Origin of the sequence: Neobacillus driksii, from assembly GCF_013409995.1 — a bacterium.
Classification (GTDB): domain Bacteria; phylum Bacillota; class Bacilli; order Bacillales; family Cytobacillaceae; genus Neobacillus; species Neobacillus driksii.
This window is the reverse complement of sequence record NZ_JACCBX010000008.1, coordinates 253,826-273,230: the sequence shown is the minus strand read 5'-3', so window position 1 is coordinate 273,230 and position 19,405 is coordinate 253,826. Positions and strand designations below refer to the sequence as shown.

22 protein-coding genes and 1 tRNA gene are annotated in these 19,405 nt (G+C 39.5%); 21 read left to right on the top strand and 2 right to left on the bottom strand.

Annotation, left to right across the window (positions count from 1 at the left end):
* Window positions 1-27: 27 nt before the first annotated feature.
* Window positions 28-621 carry a hypothetical protein gene (locus tag F4694_RS19465; RefSeq protein ID WP_179600989.1) on the bottom strand — a complete coding sequence of 198 codons (594 nt, stop codon included), beginning with the start codon at window positions 619-621 and terminating at the stop codon, window positions 28-30.
* 288 nt (window positions 622-909) lie between these two features.
* Here F4694_RS19465 and F4694_RS19460 point away from each other — a divergent pair, with 288 nt between their 5' ends.
* From F4694_RS19460 to map, 11 genes are all read left to right on the top strand, one after another.
* Complete coding sequence (locus tag F4694_RS19460) at window positions 910-1,785, top strand: glutathione S-transferase family protein (RefSeq protein WP_179600987.1); 876 nt, start codon at window positions 910-912, stop codon at window positions 1,783-1,785.
* 107 nt (window positions 1,786-1,892) lie between these two features.
* On the top strand, window positions 1,893-3,692 hold the full coding sequence (locus F4694_RS19455; RefSeq protein ID WP_179600985.1) for a phage tail protein: 1,800 nt from the start codon (window positions 1,893-1,895) through the stop codon (window positions 3,690-3,692).
* 4 nt (window positions 3,693-3,696) lie between these two features.
* Window positions 3,697-3,885 carry a hypothetical protein gene (locus F4694_RS19450; RefSeq protein WP_179600983.1) on the top strand — a complete coding sequence of 63 codons (189 nt, stop codon included), beginning with the start codon at window positions 3,697-3,699 and terminating at the stop codon, window positions 3,883-3,885.
* Window positions 3,886-3,924: 39 nt separating this feature from the next.
* Window positions 3,925-4,188 carry a hemolysin XhlA family protein gene (locus F4694_RS19445; protein WP_179600981.1) on the top strand — a complete coding sequence of 88 codons (264 nt, stop codon included), beginning with the start codon at window positions 3,925-3,927 and terminating at the stop codon, window positions 4,186-4,188.
* Window positions 4,189-4,213: 25 nt separating this feature from the next.
* Window positions 4,214-5,038: an N-acetylmuramoyl-L-alanine amidase family protein gene (locus F4694_RS19440; RefSeq protein WP_179600979.1), complete on the top strand. Its 825-nt coding sequence runs from the start codon at window positions 4,214-4,216 to the stop codon at window positions 5,036-5,038.
* A 5-nt stretch (window positions 5,039-5,043) separates the two neighbouring features.
* The gene (locus F4694_RS19435) at window positions 5,044-5,235 is read left to right on the top strand and encodes a phage holin (protein ID WP_179600978.1); all 192 of its coding nucleotides are present in this window, start codon (window positions 5,044-5,046) and stop codon (window positions 5,233-5,235) included.
* An 80-nt stretch (window positions 5,236-5,315) separates the two neighbouring features.
* Window positions 5,316-5,744, top strand: a complete 429-nt coding sequence (locus F4694_RS19430) for a hypothetical protein (protein ID WP_179600976.1) — start codon at window positions 5,316-5,318, stop codon at window positions 5,742-5,744.
* Window positions 5,745-5,862: 118 nt separating this feature from the next.
* Window positions 5,863-6,687: an ATP-dependent DNA ligase gene (locus F4694_RS19425; RefSeq protein ID WP_179600974.1), complete on the top strand. Its 825-nt coding sequence runs from the start codon at window positions 5,863-5,865 to the stop codon at window positions 6,685-6,687.
* A gap of 180 nt (window positions 6,688-6,867) precedes the next feature.
* A tRNA-Arg gene (locus tag F4694_RS19420) sits at window positions 6,868-6,941 on the top strand.
* 456 nt (window positions 6,942-7,397) lie between these two features.
* A complete protein-coding gene (locus tag F4694_RS19415) occupies window positions 7,398-8,231 on the top strand; it encodes a pentapeptide repeat-containing protein (RefSeq protein WP_179600972.1) in 834 nt (277 codons plus the stop codon).
* Window positions 8,232-8,353: 122 nt separating this feature from the next.
* The gene (gene map / locus F4694_RS19410; RefSeq protein ID WP_179600970.1) at window positions 8,354-9,097 is read left to right on the top strand and encodes a type I methionyl aminopeptidase; all 744 of its coding nucleotides are present in this window, start codon (window positions 8,354-8,356) and stop codon (window positions 9,095-9,097) included.
* Between the two features lie 105 nt (window positions 9,098-9,202).
* Here map and F4694_RS19405 read toward each other — a convergent pair whose 3' ends face one another.
* The gene (locus tag F4694_RS19405) at window positions 9,203-10,180 is read right to left on the bottom strand and encodes a ring-cleaving dioxygenase (RefSeq protein ID WP_179600968.1); all 978 of its coding nucleotides are present in this window, start codon (window positions 10,178-10,180) and stop codon (window positions 9,203-9,205) included.
* Window positions 10,181-10,479: 299 nt separating this feature from the next.
* Between F4694_RS19405 and F4694_RS19400 the strand changes: the two genes are divergently transcribed.
* From F4694_RS19400 to F4694_RS19360, 10 genes are all read left to right on the top strand, one after another.
* Window positions 10,480-11,700 carry a DUF438 domain-containing protein gene (locus F4694_RS19400; protein ID WP_179600966.1) on the top strand — a complete coding sequence of 407 codons (1,221 nt, stop codon included), beginning with the start codon at window positions 10,480-10,482 and terminating at the stop codon, window positions 11,698-11,700.
* Between the two features lie 232 nt (window positions 11,701-11,932).
* Window positions 11,933-12,085, top strand: a complete 153-nt coding sequence (locus F4694_RS19395) for a YpzG family protein (protein WP_179600964.1) — start codon at window positions 11,933-11,935, stop codon at window positions 12,083-12,085.
* Window positions 12,086-12,469: 384 nt separating this feature from the next.
* On the top strand, window positions 12,470-13,651 hold the full coding sequence (locus F4694_RS19390; protein WP_179600962.1) for an ABC transporter substrate-binding protein: 1,182 nt from the start codon (window positions 12,470-12,472) through the stop codon (window positions 13,649-13,651).
* An 86-nt stretch (window positions 13,652-13,737) separates the two neighbouring features.
* Window positions 13,738-14,616, top strand: a complete 879-nt coding sequence (locus F4694_RS19385; RefSeq protein WP_179600960.1) for a branched-chain amino acid ABC transporter permease — start codon at window positions 13,738-13,740, stop codon at window positions 14,614-14,616.
* A gap of 13 nt (window positions 14,617-14,629) precedes the next feature.
* Window positions 14,630-15,568: a branched-chain amino acid ABC transporter permease gene (locus tag F4694_RS19380; protein ID WP_179600958.1), complete on the top strand. Its 939-nt coding sequence runs from the start codon at window positions 14,630-14,632 to the stop codon at window positions 15,566-15,568.
* 1 nt (window position 15,569) lies between these two features.
* Window positions 15,570-16,352: an ABC transporter ATP-binding protein gene (locus F4694_RS19375; protein ID WP_179600956.1), complete on the top strand. Its 783-nt coding sequence runs from the start codon at window positions 15,570-15,572 to the stop codon at window positions 16,350-16,352.
* Window positions 16,345-17,052, top strand: a complete 708-nt coding sequence (locus tag F4694_RS19370) for an ABC transporter ATP-binding protein (RefSeq protein ID WP_179601096.1) — start codon at window positions 16,345-16,347, stop codon at window positions 17,050-17,052. The genes F4694_RS19375 and F4694_RS19370 overlap by 8 nt, the downstream gene beginning before the upstream one ends.
* Before the next feature lie 85 nt (window positions 17,053-17,137).
* Window positions 17,138-17,674 carry a BsuPI-related putative proteinase inhibitor gene (locus tag F4694_RS19365; RefSeq protein ID WP_179600955.1) on the top strand — a complete coding sequence of 179 codons (537 nt, stop codon included), beginning with the start codon at window positions 17,138-17,140 and terminating at the stop codon, window positions 17,672-17,674.
* Entirely contained in the window at window positions 17,675-17,821 is a 147-nt protein-coding gene (locus F4694_RS31810) for a hypothetical protein (RefSeq protein WP_218895745.1), read from the top strand.
* Window positions 17,822-17,907: 86 nt separating this feature from the next.
* Entirely contained in the window at window positions 17,908-19,383 is a 1,476-nt protein-coding gene (locus tag F4694_RS19360; RefSeq protein ID WP_179600953.1) for a spore germination protein, read from the top strand.
* Window positions 19,384-19,405: the final 22 nt, after the last annotated feature.

Sequence of the window (19,405 nt, the reverse complement as noted above, 5' to 3'; positions counted from 1 at the left end):
AATTTATTACCGGGTTTTGATAATTAGTTAAGAAAAGAGCTCCTTTGCTTCAACAACAAGGTTCTTTAAATAGTCAAAGTAAATGGTGCACAAGTTTAAGATTGAAGTATCTTCATATGGAAGATCTTGAGGAAGTCCTTCTAAGCTTAACTGGACATCAACGAAATCTTTATTTAAAGTAATATAATATTTTTCTTCTTCAGCGTCGTCATTTTTAACGATCCATCCAGAACCACCATTTTGGTCACCTAAAAAGAAACTTGAATGGTTTGGTGGTTTTGGCATGTACTGCAAGAATAAAGGGCTAAAGAATGTCGTATTTACCGAAACATTTGTATTGAGTTTTCCTTCATGGATGATTTCATCTCGAATATCCTTAAAGTATTTAAAAAGAGGGTTTGAAATCATTTCTTGTTGTTTAGGTTTGTACCAATTGTCGAAGCCATCAACGTGTTTTTTCAATTTCTGAATTGCAAATGTAACAGATCTTCCAAAAGTGATTATGTTTCTTATTGATGCAATCCGTCTTTCTGGAATTTCATTTTTTAAATCTTTCAATGCAATTTCAACTGTTTTTAAGGTGTCATCTATATTTTTAAAAACTGATGCTTTGGTTGTCATTCATAATCTCCTTGGGTATGATAATAATATGTGGTTGCATCGCACGTACACCGAAGAGCGAACGATTGCGAAATAGGCTTGAGTTAGTAGGTGTCCACAATAATTAACAAAAATATCCTCCTCTCTGGAAAAATGACAGGCTCAACATCTTTCATTCTATCAGAGAGGTATTTTTTTACAATCAATAATGCACTTTCGGAAGAACTTGTGAAATATAAATTGATTCAAACGTATACCATTGTATAACTTAATTTGTTAAGATGGTATTAAAAAGAAGTGATCTTATTAATGAATAAATCAATTGAAAAAAAACTAGAAATCATTAAGCAGATGGCAATAAGTAAGGGCTATTCTTTAAACATTTACGAAAAAGATACTTCAAATGAAGAGGGTCTGGGTTCCCATTATGTGGATTACAGTAGTAAAAAAATTGAAATAACTCTCCCTTTAGTTCATGAAGAAAAAGAGGCAATTTTGTTACATGAATTAATACATGCAGAGTTTTTCTTGATAGGGTTTCCTAGAATAAATAGGAGTATTGAAATACAATATGATAATCTGGATGAAGATTTATTCCAAAGTATTGAAGACCTGTCTCAACATGTACTTTTATATCCAATGATGAATGAGTTAAAAGTTATGCACGAAAAAGAAAATATCAACTTTCTACAAAACTATTTAACTAACCTTCTTCCAGATGATCGGCTTACTTTTATTAAGAATTCCTTTACATTGGTGGAATCTTTTTATAGAAATTCTGATGAATTTTTGAAATATGAACCCGATATTAGAAAAACACATCCGAATACCTATCAACTATACAGAAGATTAAAGAAAACTTTGTCTACAGTTAGAACACCACTTACGGGAAGACAAGCCATCATTAAGATCTTTCAAATGATAGAAGAAGAATTTGCTCGTTGTAACTTCAAATATGATTTTAAGGAAAAATGTATTTTGACTCCGGTGTTTTTAGAAATTCAACATCAGCTACTTGTGTCAGATTTATTTCAAATAGTAAAGCGACCCAAATTAAACAATTTTTATCTTCTGGAAAAACGAACAGGTTTTTACGTGGAAGTATTTAGTCCTTTCATAGATTTTGAAAAGGAAAAAGAAATCATTGAACATGAAACATGCGGAAAATATTTTTGCTTAAATTAGATGGAGAAATAGAAGCACAATAAAGAATCGTAGCGAAAACGGAATAAGTACCCACTAACGAGAGCCCTTCAGGGCTCTTTTTTATCTGCAAAAAAGGCGGTGAGAACTTGCTCATTATTACTGATATAAACGGGAATACAGAGGCATTAACCGGGTATAAAGGGTTAAAAAGATATCGTAATGTCAACGGAGAAAAAACGTTGGCATTTTTAATTTTACCGACGGAGCAAAACGCGCACTCGTATCCGATGGTATCCGAGGAATCCGTTATCGATTTCGACGGCGAGCCTTATCGAATTAAACAAATCGCGGAAAAGTCGAGGGGCACCACGTTTATTAAAGAAGTCATCGCGGTACACACGTTTTTCGACTTAATTGACGATCATGTTTACGCGCTTCACTCCGGTTCAATGACGTTCGCCTCAGCGGTCCAATTCGTACTCGGTGACACGGAATATACGTGGTCCATCGTCGACCAGTTCTATGCACAGGACTTCGAAAACTTCGGCGACGAAAACCGGCTTGCCCTATTCCAAACACTGCTCGAGCGGTACGGAGCGGAATTCACGCTAAACGGCACGCACATAACTTTTCGCCAGCGAATCGGTAATGCGACTGACTTCCAATTCCGTTATAACTACAATGTCAAAACGATAACGCGCGATATCAAGACGAGCAACTTATCGACGTACATTAAGGGCTTCGGAAAGAAAAACGAGGACGGAACGTACGCAGTCGAGGCGGAGTACACTTCGCCGAACGCGGCTGTCTTCGGAATCAGACACGCAAAGCCAGTACGTGATGAGCGCTATACGACAGTTGAGGGATTAAATACGAGGTTGCAGGCGGAACTTATCGACGAGCCAGAAGTATCGATTACGATTGACTTTGCGGACCTTCGCCGTGCCGGCTTTCCGTATGATGTACCGTCTGAAGGCGACGACGTGTTCTTAATCTACGAGCCAATCGGAATTGACATTGAGACTCGACTGGTGGACATCGACGAAGAATTTGCGGAGGATAGCCTTCTGCCGATTAGAACGACGGTTACGCTCGGTAATATTCGTGATTCGGTGGTGGACCGGTGGGCAAGCGTGGAGAAGCAAGTCAGCGATATTATCGGAAGCGACGGCAAGGTGAAGTATAACGTGCTGGACGCGGCGGTTAAGCGGGCGACCGAAGCGCTGCAGTCGGCTCAGACGGAGCTGGAGTTTGATAACGGAATTATTGCGCGGGACAAAAACAATCCGAACTTTTTAGTCCTGTTTAACGCTGCGGGATTGGGGATATCGACAGACGGAGGTCAAACGTTTAGGCAAGCGATTACCTCGCAAGGCGTGGTAACTGACGTGTTGACTGCCGGGCAGATTGACGCAAATAATATCAGCGTTCGAGGGGGCGGCGAAACCGATTATTCCTTAATTGACGCGAATGGTTTTTTTGCGAAAGGGACGGCGTTTACTGTAGAGCGACCAGATGGATACAAACTAATTAACAATGGTGTTGCGAACTTCGAGTTTGCGACAGACATGCACGATCCTCCGTTCCGGGACAGCGGTGTGAACATTAATGGGTATTGGTTTACAACTGCTTCGACAGTGCCAGTATCCGGTAACTATTATACCTTTAAGCATACTGCCAGATACCTCAAAATGCAGGTGGCGTTCTACAAAACCGGTGACGGTAACACGGGCGGAATTCGTATTGCTAAGAACGGCAATATTCTGCTAGTTGGCAAAAGTTTTACGAATGGAATCTCGGATCAGGCAGCTGTTGTGGGTGAGATATTAACCGTCGACCTCGGTGTCCCGACTGGGGAAGTAGTTTCGGTATATCTGCAAGGCTATCAAGATATTGCAAACGGAAATGTGTACTTCCGAAAAATACGAGCATGGTTGGAGGGGTGATTCAATGCTGTTATATGTAAATACCGACGATGAAGGCAACATTACCGAATCGCTATATGGGCACAACATCATTCCCGACAGAGAGTACGATTTCTTCTTCATTGTAGAAGAGGAAGTCGCGGTTAATGCGTTTAATTACAAAGTGGCAATAGTAAAAATGAAACCAACATTAATCAAAAAAGAGAGCTTATAGGCTCTCTTTTTATTTTTGGGAGGGAATGGAGGTTCAACAATGACGGAACCAACTACTCGGGAGCTTTACGACAAAATTAATCAAATGGCGATTGATCTCAGCGTAATGAACACGAAAATGGACTTCGTAATGGATTCGAAGAAAACGGCCGAGCGCGCGGAACAGAAGGCCGATAAAGCACTGCAAAAGATCGACGACCTGGCAGATGATATTGCTGCTATTAAAACTACCGCAAAGTGGGCTATTGGGTTAACTATCACCGCGGTACTAAGTCTTGCCGGTATCGTGATAAATGGACTCTAATAAATAAGGAAAGGATGCGATAAATATGACGTTGCGAATTGGCGGTTGCGGAGGTCATGGCGGTTTTGGAGTCACACTAGGTAAGCGGACACCGGACGGTGAGTTCGAGTGGAACTTTAACAACAAGGTATGGCTCGCTTTCGAGAAAACGCTGAAACAATACGAAGGAGTAGATGTTAGGCGGTTCGATGATCCGACGGGAAGGACTGACGTTCCATTAGCGACTAGAACTAACGGCGCAAATGCCTGGGGCGCAGACCTTTACGTATCATTCCACCATAATGCAAACACAGGTAAATGGGGAACGTGGTCGGGTGTTGAGACGTTTTCTTGGGGTAGCGGTCAGTCGCAGAAAATTGCGGAAGCTGTTCATCCGGCAATTGTAAGCGCATATGGATTAACGAATCGCGGAATCAAGAACGGCCAGCACCTACACATCCTTCGCAAAACTAACATGCCGGCAGTGCTAATCGAAGGAGGTTTTATGGACTCTACGATAGATATTAAGAAGCTCCGTGATGATAAGGTCTTAGAATCTGCCGGAAGTGGTGTCGCACATGCTATCGCTAAGTTGTACGGACTGAAACGCAAAGAGGCGCCGATGCCAGTTGAAGCGAAGGTCACGCCGTCAAAACAAACTCAGGGAATCGGCGTTCTTTCTATTATAGAAAACACGGTAATACGTAAAGAGGCCGTCTATACTGCCGATATTATTCGCGCAATCAAGCCAGGCGAAGGAGAGTTTCTAGTCCACGATTACCTTACCGGCTGGTACAACATCGGCGGATGGGTATATAAAGACCAGGTGAAGTTTACGCCAAATAATAACGTTTTAATCACGAAAGGGTGACGAGCATGAATCGTTTTAAAAACTATGCGTTATGGATTGCGATTGCAGCCGTTGCGGGTATGGCGCTCGTTGACTTTGGCGTAATTGCTAATACGGAAGTTTTCGATAACTACGTCGAAAAGATTCTTTATGTACTGATACTTGCGGGCGTTATTAATAATCCGACAAGCGGTACTGGGTTTAAGGACGAAAAATAATTTTCTCGAGGGACTACGAAACTTTTACGTAGGTCTCTCCGTACATATGGTATAATACGGTAAAAAGGGTGGGGTTAGCAATGGGTTTAAAAGACTTATTTAAAAATGCAGGGAAAAAACGGATTAACCTCGATATTCTAGCGGGCGGTAATAATTTATCGGAAAAACAACTCCAGGTGCCGATTAAAAACGCAGTATTAATTCAAGGCGATAACTGCGGCGAGGTCATTGCCCAAGTGCCTATGCTATCGAAAACACCGTTCATATTGACCGGAATTGAGTGGGAAGAATCTGCAACACGTAGCGGAGGGAAGGCTGCTGTTGGCGCTATCGCAGGAACTTTAGTCGCTGGACCGCTGGGCACTATTGCTGGAGCTGCGATTGGTGGTCGTAAAAAGGATAACTCGAAGGCGTTTGTTTACCTTATGAAGCCCGAAACTAACGAGGAAGTAGCGGTACATATTCGCTGCGATGAGAAAACCTATACGGAAATAAATTCGCTTATGTAGTTCATTATACCTCTATGTCTTTATAGCATAGGGGTCTTTTATTTCCAAAAACCTCCTAATCTCCGGATCTATTAAACGTGATAAAATAAAGGCTCAATAACTGTAGGTGGTGATTTACTTGTTTATATCGCCAATGCTTTTACACAAATCAGACCAGCCGTTCGACTCCTCGGACTACATCACGGAGCTAAAACTCGACGGCATACGTTTAATATATTCTGTAGACAACGCAGGCAAAGTACGCCTCTATTCCCGCCATAATAATGAAGTAACTGCAAAGTTCCCCGAGTTGCACTGCCTTGAAATTCCTCCCGGTACCATACTTGATGGCGAATTGATCGTCAGTGACAACGCAGGTAAGCCAGATTTTGAGGCGATGATGGGTCGCTTTATGAGTTCGCGCGATAAGACACCTATTAGCTTCGTGGTGTTTGACGTTATTCAGCACGAAGGTGTGCGAGTGAGCAATCTTCCTCTGCTTGAGCGAAAAGAAATACTCACGGAAATCATTCCGACGGATACTCCAGTACTTGCAAAAACGCAATTTATCGAAGGGCACGGTGAGGCTTACTTTGGCGCTGTTAAGGCGCAAGACCTCGAAGGTATTGTGCTGAAGCGCAAGGACTCGCGGTATGAGGTAGGCAAGCGAAGTCATTCGTGGCTGAAGGTAATTAACTATCAATACGCAGAAATGTTGGTTGTTGGCTATCGGAAGCAACCGAAAGACTTCGGATGGATATTGGCGGATTCTGACGGCAAATATATGGGCGTTATGGAGCTCGGTGTGCCAGCGAAAGCAAGAGCGAGGGTGTATCGCGCTGAGATAACGAAAGAGACGGACGACGTTGCTTACCTAGCTGTGCCGATTGGTGTCCGTGTGAAATATCGAAATTTAACCAAGTCGGGACTACTACGTCTGCCTAGTTTCGTGGAGTGGACGTGATTCCGTCCGCTCTTTTTACATAATCCTAACCGCTTTTCTTCTATATTATGTCGTGTTATACTGAAAACGGTCGAAAGTTCGGTAAATGACCGTATCAGTGTCCGCTCAATTTTGCGTTAATTTTTATCGGGTAACCGGCGCGAGGGTTCAAATCCCTCCTTCTCCGCCATATATATATATGCGCCTTTAGCTCAGCTGGATAGAGCATACGCCTTCTAAGCGTACGGTCAGAGGTTCGAATCCTCTAAGGTGCGTAAAAATAACAATGAAGAACAACTTAAAAAGGTTGTTCTTTTTTGTTTGCCCCGAAGGACAAATAAAACAGCTTTATCTATAGTGATAATAGTAACGAATAGAAGGTAACTCATGCTCGTACAGTTCAATTTTCGGAAAAAACGGTAACAAATAGCAGGTAATGATGCCCGTGCAATTCTTTTTCAGAAAAAATGGTAACGAGTAGCAGGTAATCAAGCCTGTGCAGTTCTATTTTCAGAAAAAATGGTAACGAATACCAAGTGCAGTTTTATTTACAGAGAAAACGGTAATCCATGTCAGTTCATCGTACACCCCTTTAACTCTATAAAATAGAAAAAAGATACATAGTTGAGGAAAAGACGTACTAATGGATTCTGTGTTAAGATAATATGTGGTTGAAATTTTTCAAAAGAGGATAATAGGCTAGTTTTTTAATAGAAGGAAGTGTGTTTATTTTGTCTAGTGCATTAATAATAGACGACAATACTATTAATCATTTACGTGCTGACTGTGAAAATTGTTTTGGTTTGTGCTGTGTGGCACTGCCTTATGCAAAATCAGCAGATTTCGCCGTTGATAAAGACAGTGGAACTCCTTGCCGTAATTTACAATCCAATTATTTATGCGGTATACATAATGACCTTCGGAATAAAGGGTTTCGTGGCTGTTCGGCTTATGAATGCTTTGGGGCTGGTCAAAAGGTATCTCAAAGTACATATAATGGAAAGGATTGGCGGACGAACAAAGATATTGCTCAAGAGATGTTTGATGTTTATCCAATGATGCAACAACTCCATGAAATGCTATGGTATTTAAATGAAGCACTAACTATAGACGCGGCAAAACCAATCTATAATGAATTACATTATTGTCTTGTAGAGATTGAAGAACTGACCGGTAAAAGTCCAGAATTCATATTGAGCATAGATATGAATGAGCATAGAGCTAAAGTAAACAAGTTATTGATTCGTACTAGCGAATTGGTTCGAGCTCAAGTCACTAAAAAGGATAAAGATACACGGCGGGGAATGGATTATATAGGGGCAAAGTTGAAGGGCGCCGATCTAAGGGGTGCAAATTTAAGAGGTGCCTTACTAATTGCAGCAGACCTTAGAAATGCTGATCTTAGATGGTGCGATTTCATCGGTGCGGATTTTAGGGATACGGATATCAGTGGAGCAAATCTTACTGGGAGTATTTTTCTTACTCAGGCTCAAGTGAATGCCGCTATAGGGAATAAACATACTAAATTACCAGCCACATTAGTAAAGCCTGCTCATTGGTCGTAAGGAAACTAGTTTTTTGAATATACACACTAAGGAAACATACTTGAATTTTTACTATAAGTAAGCCTAAAATATAAGAATGGAAAATTTACAACGATATTAATATGATAAAGTAGGGAAAACACATGATTGCAAAAACAGAAGAAGATATTCAAGCGCTGAAAGAAATCGGCAAAATCTGTGCCGAAATTAGAGATGAATTGGTACAAAGAACCGTACCTGGTATAACTACAAAGGAACTAGATGATATAGCTGGACAGCTTTTCGAAAAGGCCGGTGCCGTTTCTGCGCCAAAGGGTGAATATGATTTTCCCGGCTACACATGCATTAGTGTCAATGAGGAAGTGGCCCATGGTATCCCAGGGAAGAGAGTCATTAAAGAAGGTGACATCGTAAATATTGATGTATCTGGTTCAAAGAATGGCTACTTCGCTGATACAGGGATTTCTTTCGTAGTAGGTGAAGGCGAAGAAATATTAACTAAAATTTGTGATGTGGCTAAATTGGCTTTTGAAGCTGGTCTTAAGAAAGCAAAACCTGGTTCAAAGAAAAGTGGACTTGGAAAAGCCGTAATCCAAACGGCGCGACAGCACGGATTAACAGTCATCATGAACCTAACAGGACACGGAATTGGACGAAGAATTCATGAAGCTCCAGATCATATTTATAATTACCATGATACGTGGGATGACGAACTTTTAAAGGAAGGTATGGTAATCGCATTCGAGCCTTTCATCTCAACCAAAGAAGAGGAAGTTTTTCAAGTTGAAGGTGACGACTGGACCTATGTGACAGAGGAAAGTTTTGTAGCGCAGTACGAACATACCATCATCCTAACGAAAAATGGACCAATCATTACAACACTATAATAATGACTATAAGTGCCAGCATTCGAGCCTGGCACTTTTTTCAATGTAAGGTATAAACGATTGGAAACAAAGAAAAAAGCGGAGTCCCGAAGGATCCGCTTATTTTTATTCTTTTTTAAATTTAATTGTACTTCTTACTGTATTGATGGGACGAACGAGTCTTTCGATTTGATCGCGTTTTGATTCAAAGAAAGGGGGGAGTGATAATTTTTCACCAAGGGTTTCATATGGTTCGTCACCCATAAATCCAGGGCCGTCAGTTGCAAATTCAAATAAGATTTGTGGAGCCACTCTTGAGTAGAGTGAACCGAAAAAGTAGCGATCCACAAAGCCAGATGTTTGGAATCCAAAGCTCTGCATTTGCTGATCCCATTCCTCTAGTACGGAACGATCTTCAACCCGGAATGCTGCGTGGTGAACCGTACCAAATCCTTGTCTTGCCTGTGGAAGGACCGCATTGTATTCCACCACTACTTGTGAGCCATTTCCTCCTTCACCTACTTCGAATAAGTGAAAGGATTCTTCTTGAGCAATCTCTTTAAAGAGCAGCACCTTCTCCATCATTTCTTTAAAGTAATCAAAATTAGCAATCCGTACAAAAATAGGACCTAACCCGGTAATCGCATATTCCAATGGAATCGGGCCATTTTGCCAAGGTACACCAGAGGCAACTCCCTTATTGTTTTCATCAGAAATCAATTGGTATTGTTGATCATCAAAATCAACAAACGATAAGGTTTTTTTACCAAATTGCTCCTTTATTCCGGTATGGGTTACGTTCAAGCGGTCAAAACGCTTCACCCAATAATCTAATGCGACATCGCTAGGTACCCTGAAGGAAGTTTTTGATATCTCATTTGTTCCATGCACACCCTTTGGAATTCCGGGGAAATCGAAAAATGTCATATCAGTGCCAGGACTTCCAGTGTCGTCTGCGAAGAATAAGTGATAGGTTTGAATATCATCTTGATTGACTGTTTTTTTAACCAAACGCATGCCTAATACATAAGTAAAAAATTCATAATTCTTCTCAGCACTGCTTGTTATTGCTGTTACATGGTGTATACCTTTAAAGTGGTTCACGTTTATTCCTCCATTTACATGTCTTTATTTATTTTGCCTTTTAAAGTCGAATTCACTCCATAGGACAGGGTGATAGTAGATATCTCAAAAATATTTATCTTTAATTCGAGATAAATATAACACGGATAAAAACGGCTGTCAATTTCTCTGCCATCATTCGTTCTCAAATTTATCACATTTACAAAGTTATTTCTGTATCAATGATGTTAATCACAAACAGACATTTTAAAAGGTGTTATTTTATGTATGAGATTAATTATCAATAGCATAAATAACCAACTTTCGAAGGAGAAATTCCAATGAGTGAATTAATTAATAACCGTGAACAATTAACGAATAATCCAAATAAACGTCAGGCTATCTTAAAGCAAATATTTAAAGATCTTCACGAAGGAAAAAATGTTAATGAGGTAAAAGCTCATTTTGATGCGTTTATTGGAAAAATTACAATTGAAGAAATATCACAACTTCAGCATGATTTCGGGGATCTATCAGTAGAAGAAATGCACCGTTTACATGCAAAACACACAGAAATTTTTAAAGGGGCAATTGAAGAAGTAGAAAAAACAAACAAGCCAGAGGAACAACATGGCCACCCGATACACACATTTATAGTAGAAAATAAAGAATTAGATAAATTGGTAAATACTCAACTTCAAGTTCATTTGGATCAGTTTGAGATTGAAGATAATCAAGAAAATGTACTTCTCCTCTTAGAAGACATCAATTTACTGCTCGATATTGATAAGCACTATAGCCGGAAGGAGAATTTAATATTCCCTTATTTAGAAACCTACGGCATTTATGGGCCAACAAATAACATGTGGCGGATTAACGACTTTATCCGTGACGCGATTAAAGAAGCAAGGAAAAAATTGGCCACTTATAATGGTGAGAAACAGGCCGTTATCGAAGTGATTAAATTTGTTATTCAAGAAGTTATTACCATGATTTATAGAGAAGAGAAGATTCTTTTCCCGATGGCATTGAACAATTTTACCGAAGATGAATGGGTGAAAATTGCACGAGAGAGTGACGAAATTGGATATTGCTTGATTGCACCAACAGAGGTTTGGAAGCCTGAAAGACATGCATTGGATGAAAAAGCAATTTCCGAAGGATACATTAAAATGGAAACAGGAATATTATCTTTAAATCAGCTAGAGCTGCTGTTAAATCATTTACCCGTAGATCTCACGTTCATTGATCAAGATGATGTGGTACGATACTTCTCTCATGGGAAAGAAAGAATTTTTGCTCGAACAAAGGCAGTTATTGGTCGTACAGTTCAAAACTGTCATCCACCAAGAAGTGTACATGTGGTGGAGGAACTTTTAGCTGACTTTAAAGCAGGGAGGAAGGATACAGAAGATTTCTGGATCAAGTTTCGTGATAAATATGTATACATCCGTTATTTTGCTGTTAGAGATGAGAGTGGTAAATACATGGGGACACTTGAATTTACGCAAAACATTGATCCTATAAAAGCCATCGAAGGGGAAAAAAGAATTATGTCATAATAAAAATGACACCTGGGAATCTCCACGCGATCTTTTGTTAGAGTGTAAATATGAAACTCCATAGAAAATCATGTTGGCCAAGTTATCGTCATTCTTTAAGCTCCTTAGCCAAATCATGGATATGCTTTAAATAATGTGTATTTTTATATATCCAAAACCAAATACTATAATTGATATTCCTGTAATATCGTTTTTCAGAGTATCCCTATACTAACTGTTGAGGTGATTCATTGTGAGTACTCAAGATCATTTGGATCCACATTCTCAAAAGTTCTTCAATAATTGGACAAGGCCTAAGCGTGCTAGTTCTCAGGTAAACGGACACACAAAAATTTCTCAACATAACATTATCACGAGATCAAATGCAAAGGCGCATAGGTGGTAAAGGATACATCTGAGTAAAAAGAAAGAAGACGAAATTTGTCTTCTTTCTTTTTTATGGAAATCAATAAGATGGTAATAAAAGTATATATAAGTAAAATATTTCAAACGTGAATACATAAATTGGAATAATGATTAAGAAAAAATTCTAATTCGCAACAATATATATTTTCAATGAAAATGCCTTATAACAACAAGTAAGCGCTTTAATTTTTATAAAAAATAAAAAGTTCTGAAATATTGAAATAATATACTAGACTAACAATGAAAAAAGTACTACAATAACTTATGTTAATTAATTTAGCCTATAAACAAATCTCATGGGGTCAAAAAAGGTACTAATCTATGATTCTTAGTATCTGAAAATTCAATCAAAGGGGGAAATTCCATGAAAAAGAAATTAGCAAGTGTGTTTATGGCATCTACCATCTTTGCTGGAGTATTAGCAGGGTGTGCAGGTGGAGCAAAAGAAAGTTCAGGAGGCGGCAATTCAGATACCATTAAATTGGGTATTAACTTAGAGCTTTCAGGAAACGTTGCGTCATATGGTGAATCAATGTCAAAAGGGATTGAAATGGCTGTTGATGAAATCAATAAAAATGGCGGCGTTGATGGTAAAAAGTTTGATGTTGTGAAAGTAGATAATAAATCAGAAGCAGCAGAAGCTACAAACGGTATTATTAAATTAACAAGCCAAGACAAGGTAACAGCTGTAATTGGAGCAGCAACAAGCGGTAATACAGTTGCTCAAGCGCAAATTGCAAATGACACGAAAACGGTCTTAATTGCTCCAGGTGGTACAAGCCCAACTGTTACTGTAGATGAAAAAGGGAAAGTAAGACCATTCGTATTCCGTACTTCTTTCATCGATCCTTTCCAAGGTACAGTTGCTGCGAACTTTGCTTTAGATACGTTAAAAATTAAAGATGCAGCGATTTTCGCTGACAACTCAAGTGACTATGCTAAAGGATTATCTGACGCCTTCAAGGAAACGTTTGAAGCAGCTGGCGGTAAGATTGCCGCGGAAGAAGCTTATGTCGCAAAGGATACAGATTTCCGTGCAACACTAACACGAATCAAGGCAAAAAATCCTTCATTCATTTTTATCCCAGGATATTATGAAGAAGTTGGCTTAATTGTAAAGCAAGCGCGTGAATTAGGAATCGATGTTCCATTAGTGGGTGCTGACGGCTGGGATTCACCAAAGTTAGTTGATTTGGCTGGAGCAGAAGCATTAAATAATACCTACCTAATCAACCATTACTCATCTGAAGATCCAGATGAAAAGGTACAAAACTTTGTATCAGCATTTAAAGAAAAGAATAATGGCGAAGCACCTAATGCCTTTAATGCACTTGGCTATGACACGGTTTACTTTTTAGCGGATGCGGTTAAGCGTGCAGGCAGCACTGATTCTAGTAAGATTCAGGCAGAATTAGCAAAAACAAAAGATTTAAGCCTTGTTACTGGAGTAGTAACAATTGATGAAAATCATCATCCAATCAAAACAGCAACAATTTTAGAATATGTAGATGGTAAACAAGTGTTTAACACAAAAGTAAATCCTTAAAAGTACTATTTTAGTAGAATGGAAGGATAATCCTTCCATTTTACTTTTGTAAAGAGTTTATTCTGGAAAAAATAGGAGTGAGAACAATGGAGTGGTTACAACAATTGATAAACGGAATATCACTCGGTAGCATCTATGCCTTAATCGCATTAGGCTATACCATGGTTTATGGAATCATAAAATTAATTAACTTTGCCCATGGTGATGTTTTTATGGTAGGTGCGTTCGTCGGGTTTTATGCGATTAAGGGATGGGGTCTAGGCTTCTTTCCAGCATTATTATTCTCAATGGCATTTTGTGCAGTATTTGGAGTATTGATTGAAAGAATAGCCTATAAACGTCTTAGAAATGCTACTAGAATAGCGGCCTTAATAACAGCAATAGGAATGTCGCTATTAATTGAATACGGAGTAATTTACGCTCGTGGAGCACAGCCTGAGGCGTATCCTGATAATGTGTTACCAAGCACAAGCTTTAACCTTTTCGGAGCTCAAATCAGCAGTCAGTCCCTTTTCATCCTTAGCGTGTCTGTCGGCTTAATGATAATTTTACAATTTATCGTTCACCGCACGAAGATCGGTAAAGCGATGCGTGCCGTTTCACATGATATGGATGCTGCACGTTTAATGGGGATTAACGTAGACAGGACCATCTCCTATACCTTTGCAATTGGTTCTGCATTAGCAGGGGCTGCCGGTGTTATCTTTGGTGTTTATTATACGAAGATAGAACCATTAATGGGGATTATCCCTGGATTAAAGGCGTTCGTTGCAGCTGTTTTAGGCGGAATCGGAATTATCCCAGGAGCAATGGTTGGCGGTCTTATCCTTGGAGTTGTGGAATCAGTGGTAAGTGCAATGGGATTCTCACTCTGGAGAGATGCTGCAGCATTTATTATCTTAATCCTGATTCTTATTTTTAGACCTTCTGGCATCTTTGGAAAAAATACAAGAGAGAAAGTGTAGGTGAGATAGACAGATGAAAAAGGTAAGTAAATTCTGGCTATTTCTCATTTTAGCAGTACTGATTTATGGAATTGGCCAAGGCTTGATTCAAACAGGTATATTAAATGCATTTTATAGCAACATGCTGATCTTAATGATCATTAATATCATTTTAGCGGTCAGCCTTCATTTAGTTATTGGAATTACCGGACAATTTTCGATTGGGCATGCTGGATTCCTGGCAGTAGGAGCGTATGTTTCAGCGATCATTACCATGAAATTTGAACTGCCTTTTGTTTTAGCTATTATTATTGGTGGAATTGTTGCGGCATTAGCTGGCCTTCTTGTTGGTATTCCTACTTTAAGACTTCGAGGAGATTATCTGGCTATTGCTACTCTAGGATTCGGTGAAATTATCAGAATTGTGTTTTTAAATATTGAGTATGTTGGCGGCGCTGCAGGAATGATGGTATCCAATATGACGACTTGGACAAGCGCATTTGTGTGTCTCGTTATTACCATTCTTGTGATATCCAACTTTACGAACTCACGGCATGGAAGAGCGTGTATTGCGATTAGGGAAAATGAAATTGCGGCAGACGCGATGGGGATTAATACAACTTTTTATAAAGTCGCAGCATTTGCCATTGGTTCTTTTTTCGCAGGAATCGCCGGCGGATTATTTTCTCATAACTTTTACATTATCCAGCCAACCAACTTTGGTTTCTTAAAATCCTTTGATATTTTAATCTTTGTGGTTTTAGGCGGACTCGGAAGTATGTCCGGTTCCGTAATTGCTGCTATCCTTTTAACCATTATTTCAACATACTTACAGCAATATCCTGAGACTCGTATGATTATATACAGTATCGTATTGGTTGTTGTCATGTTATATCGTCCACAGGGCTTAATGGGTACCCGTGAAATTACAGATTTCTTTGGTAAGAAGAAAAGTGTGAAAGGAGGAAATTAACGTGGGAGCTTTACTACAGGTTAAAAATGCAGGAATTCAGTTCGGCGGGCTTAAGGCGGTTTCAGGCTTTAATATGGAACTTAATCAAGGAGAATTGGTCGGTTTGATTGGTCCAAATGGTGCCGGGAAAACAACAAGCTTTAATTTGCTGACTGGTGTATATGTCCCAACAGAGGGTGACATTTTATTTGATGGGAAAAGACTAAATGGTCTTGCTCCATACCAGGTAACACGAAATGGAATCAGCCGTACGTTTCAGAATATCCGCCTATTTAGTGAATTATCCGTATTAGATAATGTTAAAGTGGCTTATCATTCTTTAGCGAAGCATTCCATTTTAAGTTCCATCTTTCGCCTTCCTTCTCATTTCTCCGAAGAAAAGGTGATGGAGGAAAAATCACTGGAATTTTTAAAGATTTTTCAATTGGACCGTTATAAAGATGAAAAAGCGAAAAATTTACCATATGGCCAGCAAAGAAGATTGGAAATAGCCAGAGCCTTGGCAGCGAGTCCAAAATTATTGCTGCTTGATGAGCCGGCAGCTGGTATGAATCCTCAGGAAACTCACGAGCTGATGGAATTAATCGCATTTATCCGAAAACAATTCGATCTAACGATTCTACTAATTGAACATGATATGGCACTAGTTATGGGAATTTGTGAAAGAATCTATGTATTAGACCATGGACAGCTCATTGCAGCAGGAACTCCTGATGAAATTCGTAATCATCCGAAAGTAATCGAGGCTTATCTAGGAGAGGAGGTTTCGAGTGACAATGCTTAAAGTAAATGGAATTGATGTTTTTTACGGAAATATTCACGCCCTTAAAGGTGTATCATTAGAAATCAATGAAGGGGAAATTGTTACCCTGATTGGAGCGAACGGAGCAGGTAAAAGTACGCTGCTAAAGACATTATCGGGGCTGCTTAAGCCAAAGTCAGGGACGATTGAATACCTAGGCAGTTCGATTTCCGGCAAGGCTCCCCAGTCGATTGTAAAGTCCGGTATTTCACATGTACCAGAGGGGCGTCGTGTATTTGCTAATATGAGTGTCGAGGAAAACCTGGAACTGGGTGCTTATTTACGAAAAGATTCGAAGGAAATCCGTAAAGATATCCAAAGCGTTTACGAGCTTTTCCCAAGACTGGAAGAGCGGCGAAAGCAGTTATCGGGAACCCTTTCCGGAGGAGAACAGCAAATGCTTGCGATGGGACGAGCGATAATGGCTAAGCCGAAGTTGCTTTTACTCGATGAGCCTTCAATGGGATTGGCGCCGTTAATGGTAAAAACGATTTTTCAAATCATCGAGAAAATCAACAAAGATGGAACAACCATCCTTCTAGTTGAACAGAATGCGAATATGGCACTATCCGTCGCCGACCGTGCCTACGTAATTGAAACGGGCAGAGTTGAAATCTCCGGAACAGCAGCAGAATTACAAGCAAGTGAAGAAATCAAAAAAGCCTACCTTGGTGGTCTATAGGATCAAAAAATCTTTCTATAAACGTGTAACTCTATCCTCCTTTTAATCGACTATTAATGTAATTCGATTAAAAGGAGATTTTTTTATGCCATTTAAAATAATAATGATTGTTTTACTAGTTGGACTATTAAGTGCTTGTGGTACTGGAAATGAAACAAATGGTAACAATGAGGTTGTGAAAAAAGAGAACACAATGGATAATCCAAACAAAAGTGAAATTGCCGCAAAAGTTCATCCCTCAATTGAAATAAAGGAAGAAAATAATTCTACGATTATTAATTACAAAGTCAAAAATATATCTGGCGGACCTATAAAACTATCGTTTGCAAGCGGGTTACAGGCAGATTATATCGTTTATGATCAGCAAGGGAAAAAAGTAAAACAGTATTCGGAGGAAGTCATGTCAACACAGGCAATTACTGAGATGACGTTTGACAATAATCAAGAAATTCAAAATTCGTTTACCATTTCTGACCTTTATAATGGAGCTTATAAAATTGAAGTTTTTTTAACAGCACAGGAAGAGCAAGCTAAGGTTGTAATGGATTTATTGGTTGAAAAATCATTATTCTCAAAAGCTTCAGGTGTGTTTACAGGTCAAATCGATCCCCATTCCATTTAGGTGGATATCAAAGGTGAAATGGTCGCCTTCCAGTTAAAAGAGGAAGCGATACAGCAATTGCCATCCCTAAAAGAGGGCAGTGAAATTTCATTTGTTTATACAGAAAATGAAATACAAAAGACAATTGAAAAGTTTTTAATAGAATAAATACATGTGAAAAACACGAAACGTAAGTATATAACACTCAAGCTTGCTGCAAAATACCAATATGAAAATTTTAGGAGTTGGCAGGCTTGGGAAAAAAGGGAACGCAAATTCCAGTGAAAGAAAAGTTTGAAGATAACATTGAGTACTTAATAAAAGAATTGCGTATAGGGAAAAACTTTGATATCATTCACCGGCCTCTTGAGTATGGTGGACTGAAGTTTGGGATGTTCCAGGTTGATGGTTTCGCTACAGCCAATATCCTACTGTTAATTATGAAGGAAATTGAGAAGCGCAAACCAGAGGATTTTGAAAACAATCCAATCGACAAGCTTTTTAAAACCTTTATTCCTCATGTGGAGGTTAATACGTCAGAGGATTTAGAAGAAGCTATTGCTCAAGTACTTGCAGGTCAAACTGCAGTAGTTGTGGAAGGCTGTAAGCAAGTTATTCTGATTGATGCACGTGAATATCCGATTCGTTCTCCTCAAGAGCCAGATATTGAACGTGTGGTCCGCGGTCCGCGCGATGGTTTTGTTGAAACCATTGTTTTTAATTTAGCCTTGATTCGAAGGCGTGTTCGTGACCGGTCTCTCGTCATGGAATATGTTCAGGTTGGTCAGCGGTCAAAAACGGATATTGCGTTAGTATACATTGATAGCATTGTTGATGTTGAACATGTAAAAATGTTACGGGATAAGCTTGAAAGTATTTCTGTTGATGGAATATCGATGGGTGAAAAAACAATCGAAGAATTTGTCTTTGGCAGAAACTATAATCCATATCCAATGGTACGTTATACGGAAAGAGCAGATACCAGTGCTGTTCATTTAATGGAAGGTCATGTCCTAATTGTTGTCGATGGATCACCTAGCGTGATGATTTGCCCATCTACCTATTGGCACCATTTACAGCATGCAGAGGAATACCGCCAAAAGCCAATAGTAGGTGTCTTCTTAAGGTGGGCACGATTTATTGCGGTGCTGGCCTCCTTATTCCTCTTACCGTTATGGTATACCTATGCTTCCAATGAACAGCTGCTATCAGACCGATGGAAGTTTATTGGTGTAAAAGATTCAGGGGAAATTGGATTGATATGGCAATTTCTTATTGCTGAAATCGGGATAGAAATACTGCGGATGGCTGCCATACACACCCCCAACGCCCTTGCAACAGCACTCGGTATCGTTTCGGCGATAATTATTGGAGATGTTGCAGTACAAGTGGGAATCTTTACGCATGAGGTAGTCCTTTATGTAGCGGTTTCAGCAATCGGAACCTTCGCAACACCAAGCTATGAATTGAGTCTAGCAAACAGACTGTTTCGTGTGTTCTTTTTAATCATGGTCGCTGTACTTAACGTACCAGGTCTAGCAATCGGAATTACATTGTGGATTATAATGCTGGCAAGAACAAAGAGTATGAATACTCCGTATTTATATCCATTCATCCCGTTTAATCCGCAGGACTTTCGGATAATGCTTGCTCGCACACCAATCCCCCTAAAAAATACCCGTGCCAGAATGCTGAATCCACAAGACGCAACGAGACAATCCCATAAATAAGCCTATCATTCGTCTATGATAG